Source organism: Bacillus sp. T2.9-1 (genome assembly GCF_950097965.1).
Lineage (GTDB): Bacteria > Bacillota > Bacilli > Bacillales > Cytobacillaceae > Niallia > Niallia hominis.
The window spans coordinates 35,890-59,906 of record NZ_CATNHG010000077.1; the positions used below are offsets into that span (position 1 = coordinate 35,890).

Annotated in this window: 23 protein-coding genes and 1 pseudogene; 2 read left to right on the forward strand and 22 right to left on the reverse strand. The window is 36.0% G+C overall.

All coding sequences use genetic code 11. From position 1 onward, the window contains the following. Window position 1 precedes the first annotated feature (1 nt). The 9 genes from QQZ16_RS07465 to pxpB all read right to left on the reverse strand — a co-directional run bounded on the left by QQZ16_RS07465 (window position 2) and on the right by pxpB (window position 11,396). Window positions 2-2,977 (reverse strand): M14 family metallopeptidase, encoded by a 2,976-nt coding sequence (locus QQZ16_RS07465; RefSeq protein WP_284561234.1) that lies wholly within the window; start codon window positions 2,975-2,977, stop codon window positions 2-4. Window positions 2,978-2,989: 12 nt separating this feature from the next. After that, window positions 2,990-3,916: an ABC transporter permease gene (locus tag QQZ16_RS07470; protein WP_048717021.1), complete on the reverse strand. Its 927-nt coding sequence runs from the start codon at window positions 3,914-3,916 to the stop codon at window positions 2,990-2,992. Then, window positions 3,913-4,845, reverse strand: coding sequence for a nickel ABC transporter permease (nikB, locus tag QQZ16_RS07475; protein ID WP_016204070.1), 933 nt, complete (start codon window positions 4,843-4,845; stop codon window positions 3,913-3,915). The genes QQZ16_RS07470 and nikB overlap by 4 nt, the downstream gene beginning before the upstream one ends. 73 nt (window positions 4,846-4,918) lie before the next feature. Beyond that, window positions 4,919-6,499: an ABC transporter substrate-binding protein gene (locus QQZ16_RS07480; protein WP_048717018.1), complete on the reverse strand. Its 1,581-nt coding sequence runs from the start codon at window positions 6,497-6,499 to the stop codon at window positions 4,919-4,921. 38 nt (window positions 6,500-6,537) lie between these two features. Then, a complete protein-coding gene (locus QQZ16_RS07485) occupies window positions 6,538-7,536 on the reverse strand; it encodes an ABC transporter ATP-binding protein (RefSeq protein WP_048717015.1) in 999 nt (332 codons plus the stop codon). Next, the gene (locus QQZ16_RS07490) at window positions 7,526-8,527 is read right to left on the reverse strand and encodes an ABC transporter ATP-binding protein (RefSeq protein ID WP_082169239.1); all 1,002 of its coding nucleotides are present in this window, start codon (window positions 8,525-8,527) and stop codon (window positions 7,526-7,528) included. The genes QQZ16_RS07485 and QQZ16_RS07490 overlap by 11 nt, the downstream gene beginning before the upstream one ends. Window positions 8,528-8,868: 341 nt before the next feature. Then, the gene (locus QQZ16_RS07495) at window positions 8,869-9,636 is read right to left on the reverse strand and encodes an IclR family transcriptional regulator (RefSeq protein WP_048717013.1); all 768 of its coding nucleotides are present in this window, start codon (window positions 9,634-9,636) and stop codon (window positions 8,869-8,871) included. A 12-nt stretch (window positions 9,637-9,648) separates the two neighbouring features. Beyond that, window positions 9,649-10,668 carry a 5-oxoprolinase subunit C family protein gene (locus QQZ16_RS07500; RefSeq protein WP_048717011.1) on the reverse strand — a complete coding sequence of 340 codons (1,020 nt, stop codon included), beginning with the start codon at window positions 10,666-10,668 and terminating at the stop codon, window positions 9,649-9,651. Beyond that, a complete protein-coding gene (pxpB, locus tag QQZ16_RS07505) occupies window positions 10,665-11,396 on the reverse strand; it encodes a 5-oxoprolinase subunit PxpB (protein ID WP_048717009.1) in 732 nt (243 codons plus the stop codon). The genes QQZ16_RS07500 and pxpB overlap by 4 nt, the downstream gene beginning before the upstream one ends. A 343-nt stretch (window positions 11,397-11,739) precedes the next feature. Between pxpB and QQZ16_RS07510 the strand changes: the two genes are divergently transcribed. Beyond that, entirely contained in the window at window positions 11,740-12,228 is a 489-nt protein-coding gene (locus tag QQZ16_RS07510) for a GNAT family N-acetyltransferase (protein ID WP_284561235.1), read from the forward strand. 63 nt (window positions 12,229-12,291) lie between these two features. On the opposite strand, the gene QQZ16_RS07515 is transcribed toward QQZ16_RS07510, so the two are convergent. The 9 genes from QQZ16_RS07515 to QQZ16_RS07550 form a co-directional block, all read right to left on the reverse strand. Next, window positions 12,292-13,140 carry a sugar phosphate isomerase/epimerase family protein gene (locus QQZ16_RS07515; RefSeq protein WP_048718206.1) on the reverse strand — a complete coding sequence of 283 codons (849 nt, stop codon included), beginning with the start codon at window positions 13,138-13,140 and terminating at the stop codon, window positions 12,292-12,294. Window positions 13,141-13,172: 32 nt separating this feature from the next. Continuing rightward, window positions 13,173-14,210 carry a Gfo/Idh/MocA family protein gene (locus QQZ16_RS07520; protein WP_048718205.1) on the reverse strand — a complete coding sequence of 346 codons (1,038 nt, stop codon included), beginning with the start codon at window positions 14,208-14,210 and terminating at the stop codon, window positions 13,173-13,175. Window positions 14,211-14,715: 505 nt separating this feature from the next. Beyond that, complete coding sequence (locus tag QQZ16_RS07525) at window positions 14,716-15,369, reverse strand: ThuA domain-containing protein (protein WP_031537962.1); 654 nt, start codon at window positions 15,367-15,369, stop codon at window positions 14,716-14,718. Window positions 15,370-15,425: 56 nt separating this feature from the next. Beyond that, window positions 15,426-15,887, reverse strand: a complete 462-nt coding sequence (locus QQZ16_RS07530) for a VOC family protein (RefSeq protein ID WP_048718203.1) — start codon at window positions 15,885-15,887, stop codon at window positions 15,426-15,428. Window positions 15,888-16,121: 234 nt separating this feature from the next. Then, window positions 16,122-16,442 carry a glycoside hydrolase family 95-like protein gene (locus QQZ16_RS07535; RefSeq protein ID WP_053094375.1) on the reverse strand — a complete coding sequence of 107 codons (321 nt, stop codon included), beginning with the start codon at window positions 16,440-16,442 and terminating at the stop codon, window positions 16,122-16,124. Then, a complete protein-coding gene (locus QQZ16_RS07540) occupies window positions 16,417-18,432 on the reverse strand; it encodes a glycoside hydrolase family 95 protein (protein ID WP_053094374.1) in 2,016 nt (671 codons plus the stop codon). Before QQZ16_RS07540 ends, QQZ16_RS07535 begins: the two co-directional genes overlap by 26 nt. A 110-nt stretch (window positions 18,433-18,542) precedes the next feature. After that, window positions 18,543-19,409 carry a beta-xylosidase family glycoside hydrolase gene (locus QQZ16_RS23160; RefSeq protein WP_342395194.1) on the reverse strand — a complete coding sequence of 289 codons (867 nt, stop codon included), beginning with the start codon at window positions 19,407-19,409 and terminating at the stop codon, window positions 18,543-18,545. Continuing rightward, window positions 19,410-20,093, reverse strand: coding sequence for a glycoside hydrolase 43 family protein (locus QQZ16_RS23165; protein ID WP_342395195.1), 684 nt, complete (start codon window positions 20,091-20,093; stop codon window positions 19,410-19,412). It abuts the gene before it with no gap. After that, window positions 20,086-20,295, reverse strand: a complete 210-nt coding sequence (locus tag QQZ16_RS07550) for a hypothetical protein (RefSeq protein ID WP_048718201.1) — start codon at window positions 20,293-20,295, stop codon at window positions 20,086-20,088. The genes QQZ16_RS23165 and QQZ16_RS07550 overlap by 8 nt, the downstream gene beginning before the upstream one ends. Before the next feature lie 151 nt (window positions 20,296-20,446). On the opposite strand from QQZ16_RS07550, the gene QQZ16_RS07555 reads away from it, so the two are divergent. Beyond that, the gene (locus QQZ16_RS07555; RefSeq protein ID WP_053094373.1) at window positions 20,447-20,734 is read left to right on the forward strand and encodes a hypothetical protein; all 288 of its coding nucleotides are present in this window, start codon (window positions 20,447-20,449) and stop codon (window positions 20,732-20,734) included. A gap of 296 nt (window positions 20,735-21,030) precedes the next feature. Here QQZ16_RS07555 and QQZ16_RS07560 read toward each other — a convergent pair whose 3' ends face one another. The 4 genes and pseudogenes from QQZ16_RS07560 to QQZ16_RS07575 all read right to left on the reverse strand — a co-directional run bounded on the left by QQZ16_RS07560 (window position 21,031) and on the right by QQZ16_RS07575 (window position 23,912). Next, on the reverse strand, window positions 21,031-21,927 hold the full coding sequence (locus tag QQZ16_RS07560; RefSeq protein ID WP_048718199.1) for a fructose bisphosphate aldolase: 897 nt from the start codon (window positions 21,925-21,927) through the stop codon (window positions 21,031-21,033). Between the two features lie 103 nt (window positions 21,928-22,030). Further along, a complete protein-coding gene (locus QQZ16_RS07565; RefSeq protein WP_031537969.1) occupies window positions 22,031-22,282 on the reverse strand; it encodes a type B 50S ribosomal protein L31 in 252 nt (83 codons plus the stop codon). A gap of 35 nt (window positions 22,283-22,317) precedes the next feature. After that, entirely contained in the window at window positions 22,318-22,587 is a 270-nt protein-coding gene (rpsN, locus tag QQZ16_RS07570; RefSeq protein ID WP_048718197.1) for a 30S ribosomal protein S14, read from the reverse strand. 128 nt (window positions 22,588-22,715) lie between these two features. Then, a pseudogene (locus QQZ16_RS07575) lies at window positions 22,716-23,912 on the reverse strand (GTP-binding protein). Window positions 23,913-24,017 lie beyond the last annotated feature (105 nt).

The following is a 24,017-nucleotide window of genomic DNA, read 5'->3' on the forward strand; positions in this document are numbered from 1 at the left end:
ATTACTGCACCTCATTAAGTCTTATTGGTCTTTCTCTATATATTGCACGCTTCTTCTTATTAACTCGATGATTCACTCGTATATTACCTTGAATCATCGTTTCAATAATAGCTGTATGAAAAAGCTTTTGTGCTTTTATACAAGCTTCTAATGTTTTATCATACACTGTTTCGTCTGCTGCTTCTGATATAATATCAGCTGCTATCCAATCTGGAAATCTAGACACGGCACTGGTCGCAGAAGCATTAGCTTCTACATTCCAGACGTAAAAAATCAAATCCTCATGCAATTGAAGGGGGAAAATATCAGGAATCCAATTATGACCATATTTTTTGTATCGATTTAGCCAATAATGGTTCTTTTTTTGAATATCCGTTCCTACAATTTTCTGTTGAATACTTTTTATAATATTCTTCAAATTCTCAACATGGAGGGAACTATTATTTAACTGACGACCTATTCCGTATATTAGGGCATTCGGGATAAAGTATGAAACCGGAAATCTTGGAGGACTATTATATCCTGCAAATGGCTGTACCCACTCATGTGAAGGGATTCCATGTCCATCAACGATTACATCTGGTGCCCATTTTTTCATCACTGCTGGAATAACATCAGCCTCTCCAAACTCTGTTTCCTGGTAAAGGACATCACGATATTCCAATCCCACTGCATTATAGCGGGCAGCATGATGTTTCCATTCCGGATTATCTTTTGTCATTTTTCTATGTAATTCTCTCCCATCAGGATTTGCCATAGGAAGTACGACAAGATTAACCTTTTGTAACACATCCGTTTTTATTTCCTGAATTAACTCCAAAATAGCAGGTGTGCTGGACACTTCATTCGCATGATGTCCTGCTTCAATAAAGATAGTAGGTTTATAGATGGATAGTTTTATGGAAGAATGAAACTCTTCCTTCATTGGAGCAGTAACCTCTAGTATTTGCAACGGATTCCCTTTATAAGAAACAGCAGGATACCATTCCCGTATCTGTTCTGATTGTCTGTGCTTATAAATTTTATTTACTTTAATAGCAACCTTTTTACGCTTGTTCGTCTTTACATCTACTAGGTAAGCAAATCTAGCATCACCATTCTTCGTAAAATCAATTTTTTCTGTTAGCCACCTATCTTTACTCTTTGATTGCCACCTGTAGGCAATTATTTCGGCAAAGGGAGTCGCAGCTTTTACTGCCTTCACAAAAGGGTGCACACCCCCAGGGGCAGTATAACCCTTCCCAACCGTTTCTTCCCCTTTTAGCATAAAGTAATCTAATGTATTAAAATAGATATCTTCATGCAATGCCTCCATAGAGGAGATTCGTTCTTCATTCAGAAAAAGCTTTCTTTCTTCTTCACTCATCGTTGCATAAACATCTATTCGATCAAATAATGGTTTGGAAAATCCTTGGCCTTCTTCTATATTGCCAATCTCTTTAAATAGTAACTCCATCACTTCATGTTGGTAATAAAAATAAAAAGATTCTCTGTCGGTCATATGTAACTTTTCATAAAGGCATTTGTCATTTTCTCTAATCCGTAGCAATCCTGTTGTAGGGAAAACTTTCTTACCCTTATCTATATAGGGAGATTCACGAACAGGAACGGTCAGCTTTTCACGTACGATTATTTGCTGCTCTCTATTATATGCTGTCAAACAATAGGTAGAAGGAGGACTTTCTACTAGAGAAAAATGAATATTTTCCTCTAAAATTCCTATCTCTCTTTCTATTAATAAATCAACTGGATATAACTCTTGAATCCATCTAATTGGTAATTCTACTCCTGCTAATAAATCTTTTTCACATTCAATCATTATGTGGCTAATATTGTCAGCATGTTGCTTTAATAGTGGCAGAATCTCTTCCTCAATCCAGAAAAATCCAGGTTTGAAAGCAGAACGAACTTTTACATGGTTGGTGTCGAATATTTCTTCTACTTGTTCTTTCACTTGTTTTCGAACCTCTGTTGGTTCCGATAGAAAGATTTCAATCATAAGATCTTTTCTCCCTTGATAAATGCTTGCTTGTTGCTGACATAGCTCTATCATTCTTTGTACTTCCCCTTTATCCTCCCATCTTAGATGAAACATCACCTCTTCCTTCATTGCCTTATTATTATCTTCCAGCTCTTGTTCCCATGATAGATAGGATCCCCCTTCAGAATAGTGCTTGCTACTACTGAAAAAATTCACCATTTTTGGAAGAATCGCAGATTTTCCTTTAAACTGAAGTATTTGAGTGTTCGGCAAAAAAACAATTTCCTCTTCTCTCTTACTATCAATAAATTCAATCGTAATTCCGTCCTTGCAAATACTGTCAGTCAGAGGGAAATGAAGCTCTGTAGACATCATGCCGATTCTAGCAGCTAAATAACATGCCTCCCTTATAAGATTGCTAGTACAAGGTTGTAAGAAACGAAAACCAACCTTTGTTTCCTTTGCAGGCGCTGCTTCTTTAACCTTCGTAAAACCAATTCCATCCCAAAAATCAGATAAAGACTGAATAGGATAATATTCAGTTTCTTTTTCTATAGAAGTGACAGGAATGGGTAGATGCATTCTCTTTCCATCTATTGCATATGCAAAAAATTCATTTTCCTGAAAGCCGACTTTATAAACTGGTCCATCTAAATTTTCACCTGGCCAATAATGTGCAAAATAGCGAATCAGCTTATCCAAATCCTTTCCATTATTATAGGTGAATACTAGATTTCCACTTGCATCAATTTGACATGCCGTTTCTACGTCATTTTTTTCAAAATAAATTCTCCAATCATACTTTGTTGATTCTTTAAAAAAATCAAAAGAAAGAGCTGTTGTTTCAAAGCCTAGTCTTCCACAAAAATCGATTAGTGCTATTGGAATAAAATCTTCTTTTAAGCAAATACAAACATTTACCCCATCAGGAACTCCATCATTATTATTGTCTGCAAGTAATCCGCCTATCTTCCATAAAGAATTTAGATCCCTCATATCATCCCAACCTTATAATTTTAAATTTGGATCCAATTTATCTCGAAGCCAATCTCCAAGTAGATTAAAACCAAATACTGTCAACATAATAGCAATACCTGGGAAAGTCGACGTCCACCATGCAGATGCTATATAATTTCTACTATCCGCCAACATTCCACCCCATGATGGAATTGTAGGGTCTACCCCAAGCCCTAAAAAAGTTAAGGACGCTTCTAAAAGTATGAATTCAGCTATATACAAGGTGCCGAGTACTAATATAGAGGAAATAATATTAGGGAAAATATGTCGCCTAATAATAGAAAAATTAGTGCCTCCTACAGCTTTGGCAGCTTGAACATATTCTAGCTCTTTAAGCGTGATTACTTGACCTCTGATTAATCGAGCGAATCCCACCCAATAGGTTAAGCCAAGAATAAGCACAATATTCCAAATACCTGTTCCTAATACACTCATAATAACAATTGCGAATAAAATAAAAGGAAATGCAAGCTGAACATCAGCCACACGCATAATAATATCATCAAGCCATTTTCCGAAATAACCAGATACCAATCCTAATACCGTTCCAATAACTAGCGCTATAAGGACTCCAAAAAAGCCAACTGTTAAAGAGATTTTTGCCCCATAAATAATTCTACTAAAGAGATCTCTTCCCAATTGATCTGCACCTAGAAAAAAACTTGATTCTCCTGATTCATCAATCCATGAAGGAGGAGCTAATCTAGCTGTCAAACTTGCTTCTCCAGGATCCATTGGTGCAATTAATGGGGCAAAAAAAGCACACATGACACTTATCAGTACAAGCAATAAACCGATCATTCCCCCTAAATTATTTTTCAGAAACACCAAAAACTTCATTATTTTTGACTGTTTCTTTTTTTCAATCTCACTAGAAAGAATGGTAGATTCAGCTTTTTCTACTAAAGGTTCCATCATTTTGCACTCCCTCCTGCTTTAATCCTAGGATCAAAAAAGCTGTAACTTAAGTCGACAATTAAATTTACTATTACCATTAATAAAGCCAAGACAATAACGCCACCTTGAATTACAGGGTAATCCCGTTGATTAATGGCATCCACAATTAGTCTCCCAACTCCAGGCCATGAATAAACTAATTCAATGATAACCGTTCCACCTAACAAGGAGCCAAATTGTAATCCAAGAAAAGTAATGGTTGGTATTAGTGCATTTCTGAAAGCATGCAATAGTATAACTCTCCATTCCGCTATTCCCTTGGATCTCGCTGTTGAGACATACTGTTGATTAAGTGTTTCAAGCATCGAGGATCTTACTAGTCTAGCTAACACTCCAGATAAAATTAATCCAAGTGTAAAAGAAGGAAGAATTAAGTATTCAAACCCTTCATACCCCGAAGAAGGAAACCATTTTAGATTGACAGCAAATATAATCATTAACATAATACCTAACCAAAAGTTGGGAAAAGAAACCCCTAATAAGGAAAAAACACGACCTGAAAAATCGATAAATGTTCCTCTCTTTAAAGCAGAGAGGATTCCAATTGGGAAGGCAATTAATATCGCTACCACAATTCCTCCTAAAGCTAAAATAACTGTTGCTCCCATTCTATCTTCAATCATGTGACTTACTGATTGGCCTGAATGAAAGGAAGTTCCTAAATCAAACGTTATGATACCTTTTAAAAATATCCAATATTGGACATATAAAGGTTCATCTAGCCCAAGACTTTTCTTTATTTGTTCAATCGCTTCATTAGTTGGTTCTCCAGCCTGAAACATTACAGCAACCGGATCTCCCGTTAACCGAATAGAGAAAAAGACTAATAAAGAAATCGCAAAAATAACAAATAAAGTATGCAATAATCTCCTCAGAATATATTGTATCAATGCGGATCCCACCTAATTATTAATTTTAAGATAAAGGATAGTATGAACCATACTATCCTTTAGGTCTCTTTCTTTATTCAACAGTGACATTTTCTAAAAACATACGGTCATCATGTGGTGGTTGGAAATTCTTCACTCTATTATTCACAGCATATAAATCAACTGTAGAATATAATGGAATTTCAGGAGTAAGTTCATAAATTCTTTCTGTTAACTCCATGAAAATCTTTTCACGTTCCTCTTGATCAACAGTGGTTCTTTCAGCAGTTAACAATTCTTCTACCTTATCATCTTTAAAAGTAGGGTTGTAATATTCACCTTCGTGATACATTAAGTAAGCAGTATTATCAAAATCTAATGTCCATCCGCCCCAGCCTTGTTGCCACATATGACCAGCGTTACCCTGAGGGACTAATTCTGTTCCTAATGTATTACTATCTACACTATTAATATTTGCTTTTAATCCAACCTGTTCTAAAAAGAAAGCTACGGCTTGAGCAATTTCTTTAAACGTTGCATCTGTTCCAGAAATATAGAAATCTAATTCTGTTCCCTCTGCAACACCCGCTTCCTTAAGAAGTTCTTTCGCCTTTTCAGGATCATATGGATAAGGTTCTAAATCCGGATTATTCCCAAATGATAACTCACTTTGGAACGAAGCAATCGGTTTTCCATATCCACTTAATATCTCATCAATTAACGCTTGTTTATCTATCGCATAATTAATAGCTTGTCTCACTCGAACATCATCTGTAGGTTTTTCGTTAAGGTCAAAGCGAATGGCATTAGCAGTTGGTGTTCCGACTTCTATTAGATTCAAAAATGAACTATCTTTCACTGTTTCAGCTTGGCTAACTTCCACTTTTTTCATAATATCAATTTTTCCTGTTTGCAATTCAGCAAGTCGCGTAGCAGACTCTGGTATTATTCTAAAAGTTACTTTATCCAACTTTGGAAGCTCTGCTTGCCAATAATCAGGATTTTTCTCAAGTACAACTTTATTATTTGATTCGTATTCTGTTAACTTAAACGGACCTGTTCCAACAGGATTATTATTGAAAAATTCATCGCCCTTTTCTTCAATATATTTAGGCGGTACGATTACTGCTCCATAGCCTGCTAGTTTTGTGATAATTACAGGATCCTTCGTTTTCATAATGAAATTTACTGTATAGTCATCCACAACTTCTACATGATCTATTGATGTATAATTAGCTTGTTGCGGTCCCTTTGCACCTTCCTCACCAAGTAAGCGATCAAAAGTAAACTTAACAGCATCAGCATTAAATGGCTCTCCATCGTGAAAGACAACTCCTTCACGCAATTTAAATTGTAATGTATTGTCATCAATATATTCCCACTCAGTTGCTAATCCTGGTTGAATCTCTAAATCTACTGTTCTCGTAACAAGCCCTTCATAAACAGAGGTCATTACCGTACTCCAATCTAAACGAAACGTATCAATTGGATCCCAGTTTTGAGGTTCTGTAGCTACCCCAATTACAATCTCATTACCTCTGTCTGTAACAGGATTTTCCTCACTTGAATTATCATCACTTTTACTTGATGATGACGAATTTGAACTACATGCAGCCAATAATAATATACCTATTACTACAATAGATATAAATTTAAAACTAATTGTTTTTCTCATTTTTTGTCCCCCATTTTCCTAGTTATTGATTTCTACTATTAGCTAATTTTTTCACTCAGTTCTTTATTGTAAAGATGACATGCTACCAATCTTCCATCTGAAAATTCCTGTAATTTCGGGGTAACCGATTTACATACTTCCATACACTCATTACATCTAGTATGAAAGCTACATCCTGCAGGTGGATTAGAAGGACTTGGTACATCCCCTTGTAAAATAATCCTTTCCCGTTTTTTCAAAGGATTTGGAACCGGTAACGCTGATAATAATGCCTTAGCATATGGATGTAACGGATCATTATATAGGCTCTGTTTATCCGAAATTTCAACCATCTTTCCTAAATACATAACCCCTATTCTGTCACAAAAATGTTTCACGACACTTAAATCATGGGAAATGAACATATAGGTCAATCCCAGTTCTTTCTGTAAATCCTTTAGCAAATTAAGAACTTGAGATTGGATAGAAACATCTAAAGCAGAGACTGGTTCGTCCGCCACAATTAGCTTAGGATCTGTTGCCAGTGCACGCGCTATTCCTATTCTTTGTCGTTGTCCCCCACTAAATTCATGGGGATAGCGATCAATCTGACTAGCTGTTAACCCTACTTGATCCATTAGTTTCAGTACTTTTTTCCTTCTCTCTTGCTTATCATATAAAGAAAAATTGATTAGTGGCTCCTCTATGATTTCTCCAACTTTCAAGCGTGGGTTTAAGGAAGCAAAAGGATCTTGAAAAATTATCTGTAAATCTTTGCGCAGTAATCTCATCTTTTCTTTATTAAGCATTGCAATATTTTTCCCTTGAAAATAAACTTCGCCATTTGTAGGTTCTAAAAGGCGAATAATCGATCTACCTGTCGTACTTTTCCCGCAACCCGATTCTCCAACTATCCCAAGTGTCTCTCCTTTATAAACTTGAAAGGAAACATCATCAACAGCTTTCACTTGTTTGCCTTCTTTTTTTCCAAATAATCCTTCTTTAATGGGAAAATATTTTTTTAAATTCCTTACTTCAAGTAAAACTTCATTTGTCATCAGCAAGCACTCCTTCCATTACGTATGCTTGATCATATAACCAACACTTACATGTTGATTTCTCATTAATTGAAAAAGTAGGAGGCTCCTTTTTGCACCTTTCATGGACCATAGAACATCTTGGTGCAAATCTACAACCTTCTGGCATATTCCCCGGGGAAGGTACTACCCCTGGAATGGAGGATAAGTATTCCCGTTCATTTTCGATGTCCGGTATAGCTTCTAATAATCCCTTTGTATACGGATGTTTAGGATTTTGAAAAAGCTCTACTACATTTGATTCCTCAACCACTTCTCCTGCGTACATGACAATGACAGTGTCACACATTTCCGCAACTACTCCTAAATCATGGGTGATAAGAATAATGGACATATCTAGCTCTGTTTGTATTTTTTTCATTAATTCCAGAATTTGTGCTTGTATCGTTACATCTAAAGCAGTCGTTGGTTCGTCTGCAACAAGTATGTCTGGATTACAAGATAATGCAATTGCAATCATCACCCGTTGTCGCATTCCACCAGATAATTGATGTGGGTATTCATGGAGTACTTCCGTTGGTCGAGGAATCCCTACTAGCTCTAACATATGTAAGGCTCGTTCATATGCTTGTTTTTTCGTTATAGTTTGGTGATTTCGAATAAGTTCTACTATTTGATAACCAATTGTATAAACAGGATTGAGAGAGGTCATCGGTTCTTGGAAGATCATTGCAATATCTTTCCCTCTAAATTTCCTCCACTCTTTCTTTTTAAGTTTTGTTAAGTCTCTTTGTTTTAAATTGATTATTCCACCTTTATAGCTTACATTAGGAGGCAATAAGCCCATCAAGGCGAGAGATGTCATACTTTTTCCACATCCTGATTCACCAACAATTCCGAGGGTTGTCCCTTTTTTTAACGAAAAAGAGACATTATTTACAATGTTGATATAGCTTCCACCCGCCGTTACGCCCACTTCCAAATCTCTTACAGTTAACACTTCTTCTGTCAAAAAATCAGCCCCTCTATATTCAAAATATCAGAAAACAACTAATTGAAAAATCTGATAATCTTAAATTTTTTGAATTTTTAAAGTAAAAAATATTCTGAATGATAAAGTTTGTCATTTTGTTGGAATTGGTAATCATTTTCCATAATAAATGTTCAAGTTCTGAAATTTGGAATTTAAGTTCCGAATATTTATTATGAGTTTCATTCTAGCATGTTAAATTTAATTGTAAAATGTTTTGTTAGATCTTCTGACAATATTTTTACATTTTGTTGTATAATAAATCATTACAGTGGATAATTATTCCATATACTAGATTCAGAATATATTTAATTTTTCCTTCTTTACTGTGGCACGCCTACTTTATATCCTAGTTTTACAGAGATTGCATTTGCCCCTTCTCTTACCTTTTGAATAAAAAGATCAAGCTTCTCTTCTTGAAAACGCACTTCTGGACCAGCAATACTAATTCCAGCAATAATTTTTCCTTCATGATCAAAAATTGGAGCTGATACGGATACTGTATAATTTTCAAGCTCTGATTTACTAACTGTATAACCGTTTTTGCAGGTTTCTTCTAATTGATAGCGAAGTTCATTCTTGTTTGTAATAGTTCCTTCACCAATCGGCTCCAAAATAACTTCTTCTAAATACTTTTCCTTCTCTTCTTCAGGTAGATAAGCTAATATAATGCGAGAACATGCCCCAGCATATAAAGGCGATCTTCTACCTATAGCTGTATATAATCGAACGGGATGATTCGTATCCAATTTCTCAATATAAATTGCTTCTTTTCCATCTTGTATAATGAGATTAACCGCTTCATCCACCTCATCACGTAGATTTCGCATAATAGGCAAGGCAACTTGGCGAATATCAAGTCTGTCTGCAACCAATTGACCAAATTGCAAGAATAATAGCCCTAGTGAATACTTTCCTTCTTCATCCTTTTCTAGAAAACCCATATCTTCTAAAGAACCAAGCATACGATGCACTGATGTCTTAGGTACCCCTGATAAGGAAATAATTTCATTAAAAGATAGTTTTGGGTAAGTAATAAAAAGGGTGAGTATATCTTTTGATTTAATTACCGTTTTATTTTTATTTTGCATCCTTTACCTCTCCTAGTTGAAACGATTTTCATTTATTTTCATTTTTAAAAAAATATCTAGCTCTCTCATTCCTTTTTCCTTTTGAATGATTAGGTATTCTGCTTCTTGTAGGGTACTTTCTTGAAAACTAATTTTTTCTCCTGGCTTTATTTGTGCTATTAAAGATAAATCCGCGGAAACTACTTGCGCAATTTTTGGATAGCCACCTGTTGTCTGTCGATCTGCAACAAGAATTATGGGATTGCCGTCAGGGGGAAGTTGAATGGTTCCGAACGTTACCGCTTCAGAAAGCAGCTCACATTTCTCGTTTAGTTTCACTTCCGGCCCATTTATTCGATACCCCATACGATCAGACTGTGGAGTCACAGTATATTTTCCAGTATAAAAATTCATCTGACTGTTAGTAGAGCACATCGAAAAATGATTTCCAGCTAAAATTCGTATTCTGTATTCATTAGAAAATGTAATAAATTTATGGAAATCTACAAACCAGTTGGTTGAAGTAAATGCATTTAATGCTTTGTTGTTCTGGAGTTTAATGATAAGTTTCTCAGAAAGATGAGATATCGAATTAATCTCAATCCTATCCCCTGCTTTTAAGGGCCTGCCTTTATAACCACCCATACGAGCACGTAAATAGGTGCTCTTACTATTTAGCATCTCAGGAACAGTGAATCCCCCGGCAACACAAAGGTAGGCACGGCATCCAGACTTTATTTTTCCAAAATTTAGCACACTTCCTTTTTTCACTAAAACAGGACGCCATAATGGAACACTCTTCCCCTCTATTGCTGGGGATAGATCTCCTCCGGTAATAGCAATAAGCATATCATTTTCAAATAAAAGTGTAGGACCTAACAAAGTAATTTCTAAGCCAGCTTCTTCTTCTTTATTACCGACAATTAAATTACCAATTCTAAGAGAATAGCTATCCATTGCCCCGCTAACGATCACGCCATGCTTCTGGAAGCCATGTCTCCCCAAATCTTGGATACTTGAAAGCATGCCCGAATTAAGTACGGTAATTGTCATGCTTTTTCCTCCTTCTGGAAAAGGAATTCCTCTTCTGATATAGGAAAAAATTTCACAATGTCTCCAGCTTGAAGTAAACTTGGAGGATTTTTATTGGACAAGAATAGTTGCAAGGGAGTTTTACCAATGAGTTGCCATCCTCCAGGTGTAGCAATAGGATATACCCCTGTTTGTACTCCAGCAATTCCTACTGACCCAGCAGGAATCAATTGTCTTGGAGTAGAACGCCTTGGTGTCGCAATCTTTTCTGACATTCCTCCTAGAAAAGGAAATCCTGGTGCAAAACCTATCATATGGACAAAGTATTCTCCACTAGAATGAAGGGCTATAACTTGATCAACAGTAAGATTATTATATCTTGCCACAAATTCTAAGTCAGGACCGTATTCTCCACCATAACATACTGGAATCTCCACTTTTCGATTGGTGGTCATTTCTGCTTCTTCAAGATGATTTACAATCTCTTCCATTCGCGATTTCACGATAAGAAAAGGAGACAAAGATTGGTTGGTTGTTTTTCTATAAGATTCATAAATTAAATAAGGATGATAATAAACCGTTACATTTGTATATGCTGGAACACATTCAATAAATCCTGGAAAAGCATGATTTTCTAAATAGTTAGTTATCATTTGCACTTTTTGATGAATACCCGAGTCAATGCAATTACCAAAACGAACAACAATTGCTGAATCGCCAAAAGATTCTATTATTACATTATGTTGTATTCTAGATGCATCAAGCAGTTAAACCACCTCTTTCTACTTCTAAATTCAGTTACAACTACACTTGTTTTCGATTCCCGAAATTCAGAAGTTAAGTTCCGCTTTTTAATTATAAATAATCTTAGCATGCCCTCTTCCAAAAAAATACTATATTGTCAGATTAACTTACACATCTTTTATGAGTGTCTCTCTCATTTTTATGGGGCTTATTGTATATTCATCCTTAACTTGATTTTTTTTATTGAAAAATATGTACAAGAATGCATAATATTATTAATAATGAAGAAGGAAGAATTAGTTTATTTCTTATATAGTTTTTTCAAATGAAGAATAGGGAGAAATAAAAATGCTCATTCGAAATGTCCAACCATCGGATTTACCACCATTATTAGAAATAGAAAATATCGCTTTCACTTCAGCAGAAGCAGCAACAAAAAAAGCCTTTATAAATAGAATGGAAACCATTCCTGATACGTTTATTATTATGGAAGAAAACGGAGTAGTTATAGGGTATGTTAATGGACCCGTTATCTCGAAAGCCTTTATAACCGATGACTTATTCGAAAGAACTGTTCCAAATCCTCCAAAAGGGGGCCATCAAAGCATTTTAGGCATTGCAGTCCATCCCAATTACCAAAGAAAAGGCATCGCTAGTATCTTGCTTAAAAAGTTAGAAAAAATAGCAGCAAAAGGCGAGCGATTAAGCATCACTCTAACTTGTCGCAAAGAGCTGATTCCTTTTTATGAGAAAAATGGTTATCAAAATCAAGGTATTGCCGACTCCCATCATGCTGGCGTTCAATGGTTTAATATGATCAAGCAGTTAAAAAAATAAAAGGGGGACAACATTTATAAACAGTGTCTTCACACTTTATAAATGTTGTCCCCCTTTTTTATATCACTTTATCTCCTCTACTGAATAAACCTGATTTAACACCTTAAGTGTTTTATTCTTAGCTGTTTTCACGACTTCCTCTGCAGTTAATTGATAATATTCTGGTCTAAACAATTCAATAGAAGCATGATCTGAAAAACCTTTTTCTTTTATAATTGAAAGAATGCTAGGCAAATCAATCACTCCATCACCAGGATATAGACGATCCTCATCTAACAAAATCCCCGGGTTAAAATCCTCTACGTCATTAATATGAAATAAGAATACTTTGGAAAAATCCGTATTTTTTAAATCTTCCATTGTGGAATTCATTGCATAAAACTGAAAGGTATCAAATACGATTCCAACATTTTCACGATTTACGGCTGCTACAATTTCATTAGCAAAGCTTAGTGTATTAACGGTTGCATGCGGATGGCCAATAAATTCAAGCGCTAGCTTTACTCCATATGGATTGGCTAAATCGGATAACTCGGTTAATACTTTTACACAGCTTTGTTTAATTTCCCCTCTCTCTATTTTCTTTTCAGAGACCAATGGAACAACCACAATTCTATCGATATTTAACATTTGCGCATACTCTAGCATTTCTTTGTATTCTTCCAACAACGCTTTGTATTCTTCTTCCGTACGATTATTAAAATAAACTAGCGCATTGAGTGATAATGGCTTTAAGTGATGGGTTTGAAAAAAATCTACTAAGTCTTGGATAGTGTGTGATTGTAAATATTCCTTCAATTTATCAATCGAACGAATTTCAATATAATCATAGCCGTACTTCTCTAATAATTGAAGATCAAGCTCCAGACTTGAGTTCTCTAGAGTAGTACCTTGATTCATTCCTAGTTTCATCCTTTTCCCTCCATTTTGTTTAGAACGAATAGTTAAACATTTGCTGGTCTAAGATTTTTCTTGTAAAAGTCAGGCTGTTCAAGGAAAAAAACATCTTCTTTCTTTCCTGAATTTTGTGCTTTAAGACAAGCCTCAGCAGTGACTTGAGCAATATAGCCATCCCATGCTGTTGGTCCATTTGGCTCACCCGTTTTTCTAATAGCATCTATAAAATCCTGCCATTCTGTATCATAGGCATCCATAAAACGCTCTTTCCAATCCATTAAAATATTGGAGCCAATTCCTCCATTTTTTCGAAAGGTAATGCTAGGCACTTCAGGTAATTTAGCTATCCCTTCTTCCCCTACAACCTCACACTGAATATCATAGCCATACTTGCAATTAACAGAGATTTCTACATTTATTACAATCCCTGATTTAGTTTCCAAAATAACAAATTGAGGATCTCTTAATTCTTCATGTGCGTAACGCGTTTTTTTAGGAAAAATAACTTGTACCGATTTATAGTCATCATTCACTAACCAATGTAAAACATCAATTTCATGAATCAACGTATCTGTAATGGCCATGTCTGTCGAATAAGTTGTGTCAACCTCTGGATTTCTATGGGCACAGTGTAAAAGTAACGGCTCACCTATGAATTTATTATCAATAGCTTCCTTCAATTGTAAGTATCCACTATCATATCTGCGCATAAACCCTACTTGCACTAATCGCTTCCCATGTTTCATTTCAGCTTCAACAATTCGCATACAGCCTTCAATAGTTGTAGCAAGCGGCTTTTCGCAGAAAACATATTTTCCTGCTTCTATTGCTGCAATCACGCTTTCCTCATGTTCCGGTCCCCAGCTCGTCACCAACACTGCATCGACATCTCCCTCTGCAATTAGGGTTTTATCATCAGGATAAATAGCTGCATCTAATCCAAACTGTTCCATCGCAGATTTTGCGGATGCTTCCTCTATATCTGTGACTGCAACTATCTTTCCACCTGAGAAATTGTAAGTAATTCTTCTAATATGCTCCTTTCCAATTGCACCTGTACCAATTACCCCAATTCTTAATGTCATAGCAAATCACTCCTCTATTTCTAGCTTCATATAGTGCTTTCATACTTTACACAAAATATAGCTATCTATTATTAGATACCTTTACCCAAGTGACATATTTCTACAAACATCAAACATAGAGAGTCAAATGAATGCCTCTCCAAAACAATCTTATTTTTCACTGGTAAATGAATTCTCGTAACACTCATTCGAACATTTGCCTTTATAACGACTTCGTGCAATTTAGTACTGCCCTGTCAAAGCGCTCTAAATGTTTTACACCAAGTATGAAAATTGTCATGTTGTATCTTTTAACTTTGGAACAGTAGATACAACATATCCCTAAATAAAAAACGAAAGAGTCTTTTTGATATAAAGCACTCTTTCGCCATTCACAAATATTCTATTAAATTAACGCTGTACCTATTATCTTAAATGAATTGTGTATCACGCTATAAAACTAGCAGGTTTTGATGTCTTCATAACTTATGGTGCTTGCATTTTCTTATTGTAACTCCTAAATTTCTTATGCAGAAACCCAAACCAAGCATTTTTCCAGTATGTTCATAAAACCTGGATCCAATAAACCTTCCTTGTTATGGGCAGGTGTTAGACAGCAAACTTTTCCATTGCCGTAAGTATGATACCAGCCTGCAATGGACTGCCCATCAACGGAGTTAGCTTGAAGAAAGACTGTGGTTTGTGCTAAATCACAATGAACGAAGTAATGTTCATCTAAAAGATCCAATGAAATATTATCTGAAAGTATTTCATTGTCTTTTGTATTTGTATAGCGGACGAGTTGATGCTGTTTTGGATGGTATTTAAAATAGCCTCTAAGCATCTGCGTATATTTGCCATTTATTGCGTAGGAGGCCAATCCAGAATGCCATGCCAGCCACCTTCCGCCATTTTCTACATATTGAGTTATGGCATCAGCAATCTCTTCCGTCATCCAAGTATCCACAGGATGATCTGCTGGATTTATTCGATTTTCTGAAAACAATACGACGACATCTGGCTTTCCAGCAAGTTTCTCTAATAAGCGATTAGGATTACATGTTGCTAATTCCATTTTCCCATTAGAAATATGTTTGTCTAGTGCTTGTTCTAAAGACTGCAGTGCAGCTTCACTTGGATGATAGTAATCTCCAACGATAGCTAGTATGGATGTACACATACAATTTCACTCTCTCCCTATTTTTACATTACTAGTTTCTTCTTATTTAAGCTGTATCACTTTGCTTCATCATTTTCCAATAATTCTAAGATAATTTTTAAATCTTTAAAGGTATCCATGTAAGCATATCTCCCGCCAGTATATTCGCCTTTTTGAAGAAGAGGCATTTGATTTTTTTCCATTAAAGTAACCTTTTCTTTCATTCCATTAATAACAAAAGCGATATGATGTGGACCTTCTCCATGTTCATCCAAATATTCACGCCATGTACTTGGATTACGATCTGGTTCAATCAATTCAAGCTGAAGGGATCCCAAATTAAAGAAGGCAAGCTTGGCACGTGCTTCTGTAGATTGATTGCGATATTCTGTTTGTGCACGATCAACCGTATCAGTTAAAGACCACTCGGGTTTATCTACGCCGAAAAAATCTGCATATGCCTGACTTGTTTTTTCAATATCGTGAACTAAAATCCCAATTTGTGTAATGAAGTTATTTCCTAACATATTTTTCTCCATCACTCATTCTCCTTATTATTTAAATGAGACGTTTTTTCCATTTAGACATTGGATGAACTTCTGAAAAAGCCTACTATGGAAGAATCTTTGAATCGTATTTGTGTCAAGCTATAAATTTAGCAATAAACAAATGTTTGAATAAAAAACGCAGACAATCTCAGAATGGGGTTAACTGTCCCAACAAATCAAGTGGACCCATTTCCATGCTTTAACCCCTCATAGAAATAGGCTTTACTATACTCTCTCCATGCTCTCGAACCGATCCTCTGCTCCCTCTATCAATATATATCTTTCCTTATCTTTCGTATGAAGTATTCGTATTTGTTCTTCTTGTTGATATGAAGCATATTCTTCTTTTCTTAATATGTTGTACCGGATACGACAATCACCACCATGTGAGGAGTAGATAGATAAAAAGGTGAGTTGATGATTATCCCATTTCATTTCTATTTCAAAACCTCCCCTTGCTTTTAATCCTTTTACTTCTCCACTTTTCCATGCTTTTGGTATAGAGGGAAGAAGATGAATGTCATTTGCTTGGCTCTGAATAAGCATTTCTGCAATTCCAGCAGTTCCACCAAAACCCGTCTATTTGAAATGGTGGATGATTGTCAAATAAGTTTGGTAGGGTAGAAGATTTTAGTAGCTCTAGTACATTTTCGTATGCTAACTCTCCTTCTTCTAATCTTGCCCACATATTTATAATCCAAGCCCGACTCCAGCCAGTATGTCCACCACCATATTTCAATCTTCTTTCTAAGGTGCGTTTAGCAGCAATTGCCCATTCTGGTGTTTCTCTAGGATTTATCTGCTTTCCAGGATGAAGAGCAAATAGGTGGGAAATATGTCTGTGACCAGGTTCAGCTTCTTCATAGTCAACAAGCCATTCTTGAATTTGTCCATACTTACCTACTTTCAAGGCAGGTAACTTGTTTTTAAGTTGTGTTAATTCCGCCCTAAAAGGATGATCTCTATTCAGTCGTTTACTTGCTTCAATGCAACTAGAAAACAGGGCATAAATTATTTGTATATCCATCGATGGCCCTTCTGTTAAGCTTCCCTTCTCCCCATTAGGCAATAGATACGTGTTCTCTGGTGAGACAGAAAGTGGTGTAATAAGTTCTCCTTCTGGTGTTTCAACTAGATAATCAACAAAGAACAATGCAGCATCTTTCATCAATTCATAAGCCTTATCTAAAAACGTACTATCTACTGTATACTCAAAATGCTCCCACAAATGTAAAGATAGCCAAGCAGCTCCTAATGGCCAAATACTCGCTGGTATAAACATATCTTGAGGAGCAGTATCTCCCCAAATATCCGTATTGTGATGGGCGGTAAATCCACGGCAACCATACATGATTTGAGCAGTTATCCTTCCTTGTTCTCTCATTTTCTCCAAATGATCAAATAGTGGTTGGTGGCATTCGGAAAGATTACATACCTCCGCTGGCCAATAATTCATTTGTGTATTAATGTTGATTGTATATTTACTATCCCAAGGAGGTAACATTTGATCATTCCAAATTCCTTGCAACGTTGCTGGTAAGGAATCTGGTCGACTACAAGAAATAAGTAAGTATCTGCCAAAGTGAAAATACGTACTGATTAAATCAAGATCTTCTTCTCCTTCTTTTAGTAAATACAGCCTTTTATTTGTTGGTATATCGTGCTTTCTATTGTCTTTTCCTAGGTTGAGATCCATTCGATGAAACAAAGATTGGTAATCTTGAAGATGTGTTTTCCATAACTGTTCATATGATTTCTTTTCCGCAGCTAAAACGGTCTTTACACATTGACTAGCAGGTTGTTCGTAGCGATAGGATGTAGCTGCAGCTAGTATTATGGTTACAGCACTTGCCTCTTGAACTATTATTCTATTTCCAATCGAAGTGATTACTCCTTTTTCCACTAACACTTTGACCCCAGTATGAAAATGAATTCCATTTTCTCCACCAGTTTTTCCATCCATTATTAAATAATCTGGTTCGACTGCTTTCATATCATCTACATTTCTTGTCTTTCCTCTATCCAAAAACAATTGAAAGGAGATTGCTTTCTCTTTAGAAGCAGTTAAACGTATCACCATTACTTGGTCAGGATAACTTGTGAAAACTTCTCGATTATAGGCAATATCTTTACACATATATTTAATAGTAGCTACTCCACGGTCTAAATCTAATTCTCGTTTGTAATTGGTAAATACATCATCTTCATGGTGAAAATCTATCCGCAAATCTCCTAATGGTTCATAATGTCTTTGTGATTCCGGGATGCCCGTACAAGCAAGTGCAGCTAGTTTTTCGGCTTCCCTAATTTCCCCGTTTTCTAAATGTTCCCGAATGGTAGGAAATTGCGTAAGTGCATCTGGATTATTTCGGTCTCTAGGTCCGCCATACCATACAGAGTCTTCATTTAATTGAATCCGCTCCCGCTCGATATGACCAAAAACCATTCCCCCAATACGTCCATTTCCAATAGGCAATGCCTCATTCCAGTCATTTGCTGGTTGCTCATACCAGAGTCTCTTTTTGCTTTGATTCACTTCATCACCTCAAAATCAAAATATATTCTCCATTCATTGATGAAAATAAAGATGCTATCCTCTAAAAGACAAACTAGATAGCTTCTGTTATATCCTGCAATAAACATTTATTATTCATTCAAAGATTCCATTCTAAAATAATCAAAATCAGCATAACCACCTATTTCTTCTGTAGAAAAATAAAACAAGCCATATCGATATCCGACAAAATGATCTAATTTATACTTCATTTGGAGTTCAGCACCTATTCTATTCCAATCCAATCCGTTTAAACTATAATAGAAATATGCCTTATCCCTACTATCTTTAAAATCACAATCAATTCTAAAATAAACTCTTTCCTGCTCTAGAGGAATAGATTCTACTACCACAGGGGAACCAGGACTTGCGTCGACCATTGTTATCATTTTTGAATCATTTATTACCTGTACACCAACATATCCATAATCTTTTTGAAAAGCAGCAAATCCAGCAATATCGCCATTCTTCATACCGTAAATCTCCAATGCAATATTGGCAGAACATTTGGGTCCGAAAGTTCGTTGAGTGAGGGTATTTTTTGCTGCCTCTAAGTCAGGACAAAGCTTATTAGTTGTTAAACGTAAGTACCCAGGACGCTCCGTTACAGACCATTTCGTCGGATCGGGATTATGATTCCACTGCCATACCAAGTCAAGTGAATCACTTTCATAAACAAACTCATCTGATGATACAATACGGTTTTCACTTTTATCCTGATGAACTAGAATGGACAAGTTTTTTGGTGTAATACCATTTTCTCCAAAAATTGGCCATCCATCCTCCCACTTAACTGGGAGTAAACACGGCATTCTACCTGCAGCCCCATTGTCGCAAAATAACATACCGTACCATTCACCTGTTGGCGTATCAACTATTCCTCCTTGCGCTACACCAGTTGGATCATCTACTGCAATTCTCCCTTCATATTCTCCATCAAACGCTATTGCCCGATGCACTCACTGGGTTCGATGTCCATTTTTCGGCCACGTAATAGTAAAAACATAATAATAGCCATCTATTTTTTGAATATGCGCACCTTCAGCTTGTAATCCTACTTCTTCTTTTGAAGATGCTACTAAACTAGCATCGGGAATGATTATCTTATTCAATCCGCCCTCTTTAATAGCTGTTGCATCTGCTGTTAGTTCAATTGCGCGTATATTCCCATTTCCATAAACTAAATAGACACGTCCATCATCATCAAATAATAAAGACATATCATGATAATATTTATTCAAGATAGAGCGCTTCCATTTATCTTTCTCCAAATCCTTTGTTTGAAAAATATACGTTTTATCTGTTGCTAAAGAGCCCACAACTAAATAATACATCCCTTGATGATACCGAAGACAACTTGCCCAAGATCCTTTTCCATATTCGTTTTTTCCATTGTTCAGCTCTTGCTCGTCATTTGTTGCTAATGTGTCATATACATAGTTAACAATTTTCCAATGCAATAGATCTGTTGATTTCATAATCGGAACGCCAGGATTCATATGCATCGTTGTACTAGACATATAATAGGTATCTCCAACCCTAATTACATCTGGATCCGGAATATCCAAATACAAAATTGGATTTTCGTAGGTAAGCGCTTTCTCTTTTTGGCCACTATCTTCTAATTTAGAATGACTAGTCATTATTCCTCTCCTCTACTCCTTTTGTTTTCTCACCACTTATTAAGTACTTTATCAGTTCGATAGATTCCTCCTTTTTTTGGCTATAATTTGGTACAAATGCCACTAAAGATTGTTTCGATGTCACCCCTAACTTTGAGATAGCATAAGAATCATTCCCTAGAGGGAGGGCATATAACTCCGTTTCGGATGTATCAGGATTCATTCCCTTTAAATTTTCTAGAAGATTACTATTTAGAGATAGCTCTTCTCTACTTTATATGTGGTAGATGCCTGGAAGACTTCCATTATAGAAAATGTTTGTCGCTCAAGCTAGAGGCCAATCCGTTTTTCCAGCTCTTCAAGGAGGCACTGTAATGGTGACGGTAGAACAAGTTGCAGAAGCGGCTATTGGCGCAATGGAAAAAGGGGAACATCGCCATACCTATGCTATTTGTGGAAAAAACATGAAATTTCAAGAGTTTTACCAAATGATTGTAGACGCATTAGATCAACACGAAACCACTCAAGTACCAGTAGTAGACTATGAACAAATGAGACCAATTTATGAAGAACTGGATAAACATGCAGAAGCAGCAGGTACAGAGCATGGCATTCATATTTGCGATAAGTTCAAAATTACAAACAGAAGATTTATACCTTGATCCAGAAGATACTATGCCCGTATTAAGCATAAAAGAGTACGATATTATCGCTTCCATTAAGGAAACATTAGAAAAATGTTTATAAGAATGGGGAAATAGACAGGGAAATCTACTTTCTTTTTATAGAGTGTAAACTACGAAATTTGGTTTTCCCTTGATAGTTATCTATTTTTTACTATTAATATGTACAAATAGGAAAAGGCACCAGAATATCATTATCTGGTGCCTCCAAGTTCAATCCAGCTAAGCTTCTCTTTATAGCCCGACTCATTCGAAATCATTAAATCCACAATCTACTACTTTCCTGTCTTCTCAGTAGAAGCCTCAAAAATAGACGTAACAGCTTCTTTTAATGCAGCATTAAATTCCTCTTCTGATTGGTTAACGTTTAACTCTTCGCTTAGCGCTCGAGAAAAACTTGCGATGATATTGTCGTTTTCCTTTAATTTTTGATTTGCTTCTTCTCTGCTGTATCCACCTGAAAGTGCTACTACTCGCACTACTCTTGGATGTGTAGTCAACTCTTTGTAAGTATTAGCAACTGTAGGGATGGACAGCTTAAGCATGACATTTTCATCTTCTTTTAGACTATTTAGATTTGTTAATAGTTCCTCTTTCAATATAGCTTCTGATTGCTCTTTATCTGGACTAGTAATATCCACTTCTGGTTCAATAATTGGCACTAGCCCTGCTGCCATTATTTGTTTTCCGATTTCAAATTGCTGATCCACTACTGCTTTGATACTTTCAGAATTTGCTTCCTTAATAACTGAGCGCATTTTCGTTCCAAAAATATGGCGCTCCTTTGCACGTTGGAGGATCTCATCTAAATCCGTGATCGGCTTCATCAATTGAACTCCATTTGAAGGTTCAGCTAACCCTTTATCAATTTTTAAAAAAGGAACAATCCCTTTTTCCTCTGCTAAATAATCAGCTGTATACATGCCTTCTATCTTACTATCCATCGTTTGCTCGAACAAAATGGCACCAAGAATATACTGAGAATCAAAAGCTGGAGATGTAATAATTCTTGTCCGCATTTGGTGCACCTTATCAAACATTTCTGCTTCATTTGTATAGGCACTTTCAGGTACTCCGTAATTCAACAATGCTTTTGGTGTACTGCCTCCACTTTGGTCTAATGCGGCAATAAACCCTTTTTGATTCTTCATTCTTTCCAATTGGTCGTTCATATATTTCTCCTCCTTGTTGTGAAATAGTGTTTATTAGAAATTATTCACTTAAGTTGAGGAGTTAAAACATTTTGTTGAAATATCTCATTCATTTATCAAAAGATTACTTTCTTGTATTTTTATACTTCTCATAAAACCGCTCCACTCGACCGCCACGATCAGAGAATTTTTGACGACCAGTGTAAAACGGATGGGTATCAGAGCTAATTTCCACTTTTATAAGTGGGTAGGTTTTTCCATCCTTCCAGATAATTTCTTCCTTAGAAGTTTTCGTTGATCCAGATAAAAATTGAAAGCCACTATTTACATCCATGAAAACGACTTCCTGATAAGTAGGATGTATTCCTTTTTTCATAATAAAGTCCTCCTCTATTTAATAGAATATACGTATCACCAACTTGACTTTTTCACACCAGGTATTTGTCCCTTATGAGCGTATTCTCTAAAGGCAATTCGAGACATTTTAAATTTTCTTAAATAACCTCTTGGTCTTCCCGTTACTTCACATCTATTTTTCAATCGTGTTGGGGAAGAATCTCTAGGTAACTTTCTTAATGCTTCATAATCCCCCTTTTCGATTAATTCTCTGCGAACGGCAGCATATTTCTCCACAGTTGCTCTTCTTTTTTTCTCTTTTACTACCTTGGATTTTTTGGCCACAATCTTTATCCTCCTTTATATAAATCGACATCATTACGATTTAACATGTGAAAATAACCCATCTTTCAGACGCATATTTATAATAAAACGAAATGGTTACGATTTGCAAGTTATTTGCTTTCACAAAACTATCTTGCTGCTACTTGCCAATGAAACGGATCGCTTAACTGTTGCCAATCTCCATAAAACTCTTCATCTGTTAATAAGCAATCTTCCAATTCTTTTTTTATCAGCTCCACGTTTAAATCCATTCCTATAAATACTAGCTTTGTATGCCTGTCACCAAATTTAGGATCCCAACTTTCCTTCAATCTTGGATTAACACGAAGAATTTCCTTCTGTCTTGCTTCCGTTAGTGATGCAACCCAATAAGAGATGGGTTCAATACTTACAGACGGCCCAGCTTGTGATAAAAGTAGGGCTAAATTATTCCTTGAGGCACACCATGCTATTCCTTTTGCACGAACAATCGAGAGTGGCATCGAATGACACCAATCATTAAAGCGTTCCGAATGAAAAGGTCTTTTACTAGCATAAACAAAAGAGCTAATCCCATATTCCTCTGTTTCCGGTGTATGCATACTAGGACCAATATTCAATTCACGCAACCATCCTGCTGACTCACTAGCCCGGTCAAAATCAAATAGATTTGTATCTAAGATTTCTTGCGGTGTAATTTCACTATTAACGGTTCGAATAATTTTAGCAACAGGTTGTAAAGTTTTAATTACTTTCTCTAATTTATCTAAATCCTTTGGTGCAACTAAATCACATTTATTAAGAATAAGCACATCGCAAAATTCAATTTGGTCAATTAATAAATCAGCAACATTTCTGTCATCCCCTGCCCCAACTGCTTCTTTTCTATCTAAGAGTGAATCACCAGACTCATAATCATGCCAAAACCGATTTGCATCGACTACCGTTACCATTGTATCTAGTTTACAAAACTTTGTAAGATCAATTCCCATTTCTTCATCAATATAAGAAAAAGTCTGTGCGACTGGGATTGGTTCACTAATTCCAGATGATTCGATTAAGATATAATCAATATCCCCTTCCATCGCAAGCCTTTCCACTTCTACAAGTAAATCTTCTCTAAGTGTACAGCAAATACAGCCATTTGACATTTCGACTAGCTTTTCTTCTGTACGGGAAAAACCCCCAACTGTTTACACTAGTTCACTATCAATATTTACCTCACTCATGTCATTGACAATTACCGCAACCTTCAACCCATCTCTATTATGTAAAATATGATTGACCAAAGTTGTCTTCCCAGCACCTAAATAGCCACTTAACACTGTAACAGGTATTTTTTTCATTTTATCACTCTTTCATTTCGTTTTTTAAATCGTAATCATTACGATTTATATATTAATCTCTTTTGTGGAAAAATGCAAGTAGAAAATCAGGGAGTTGTTCTACCG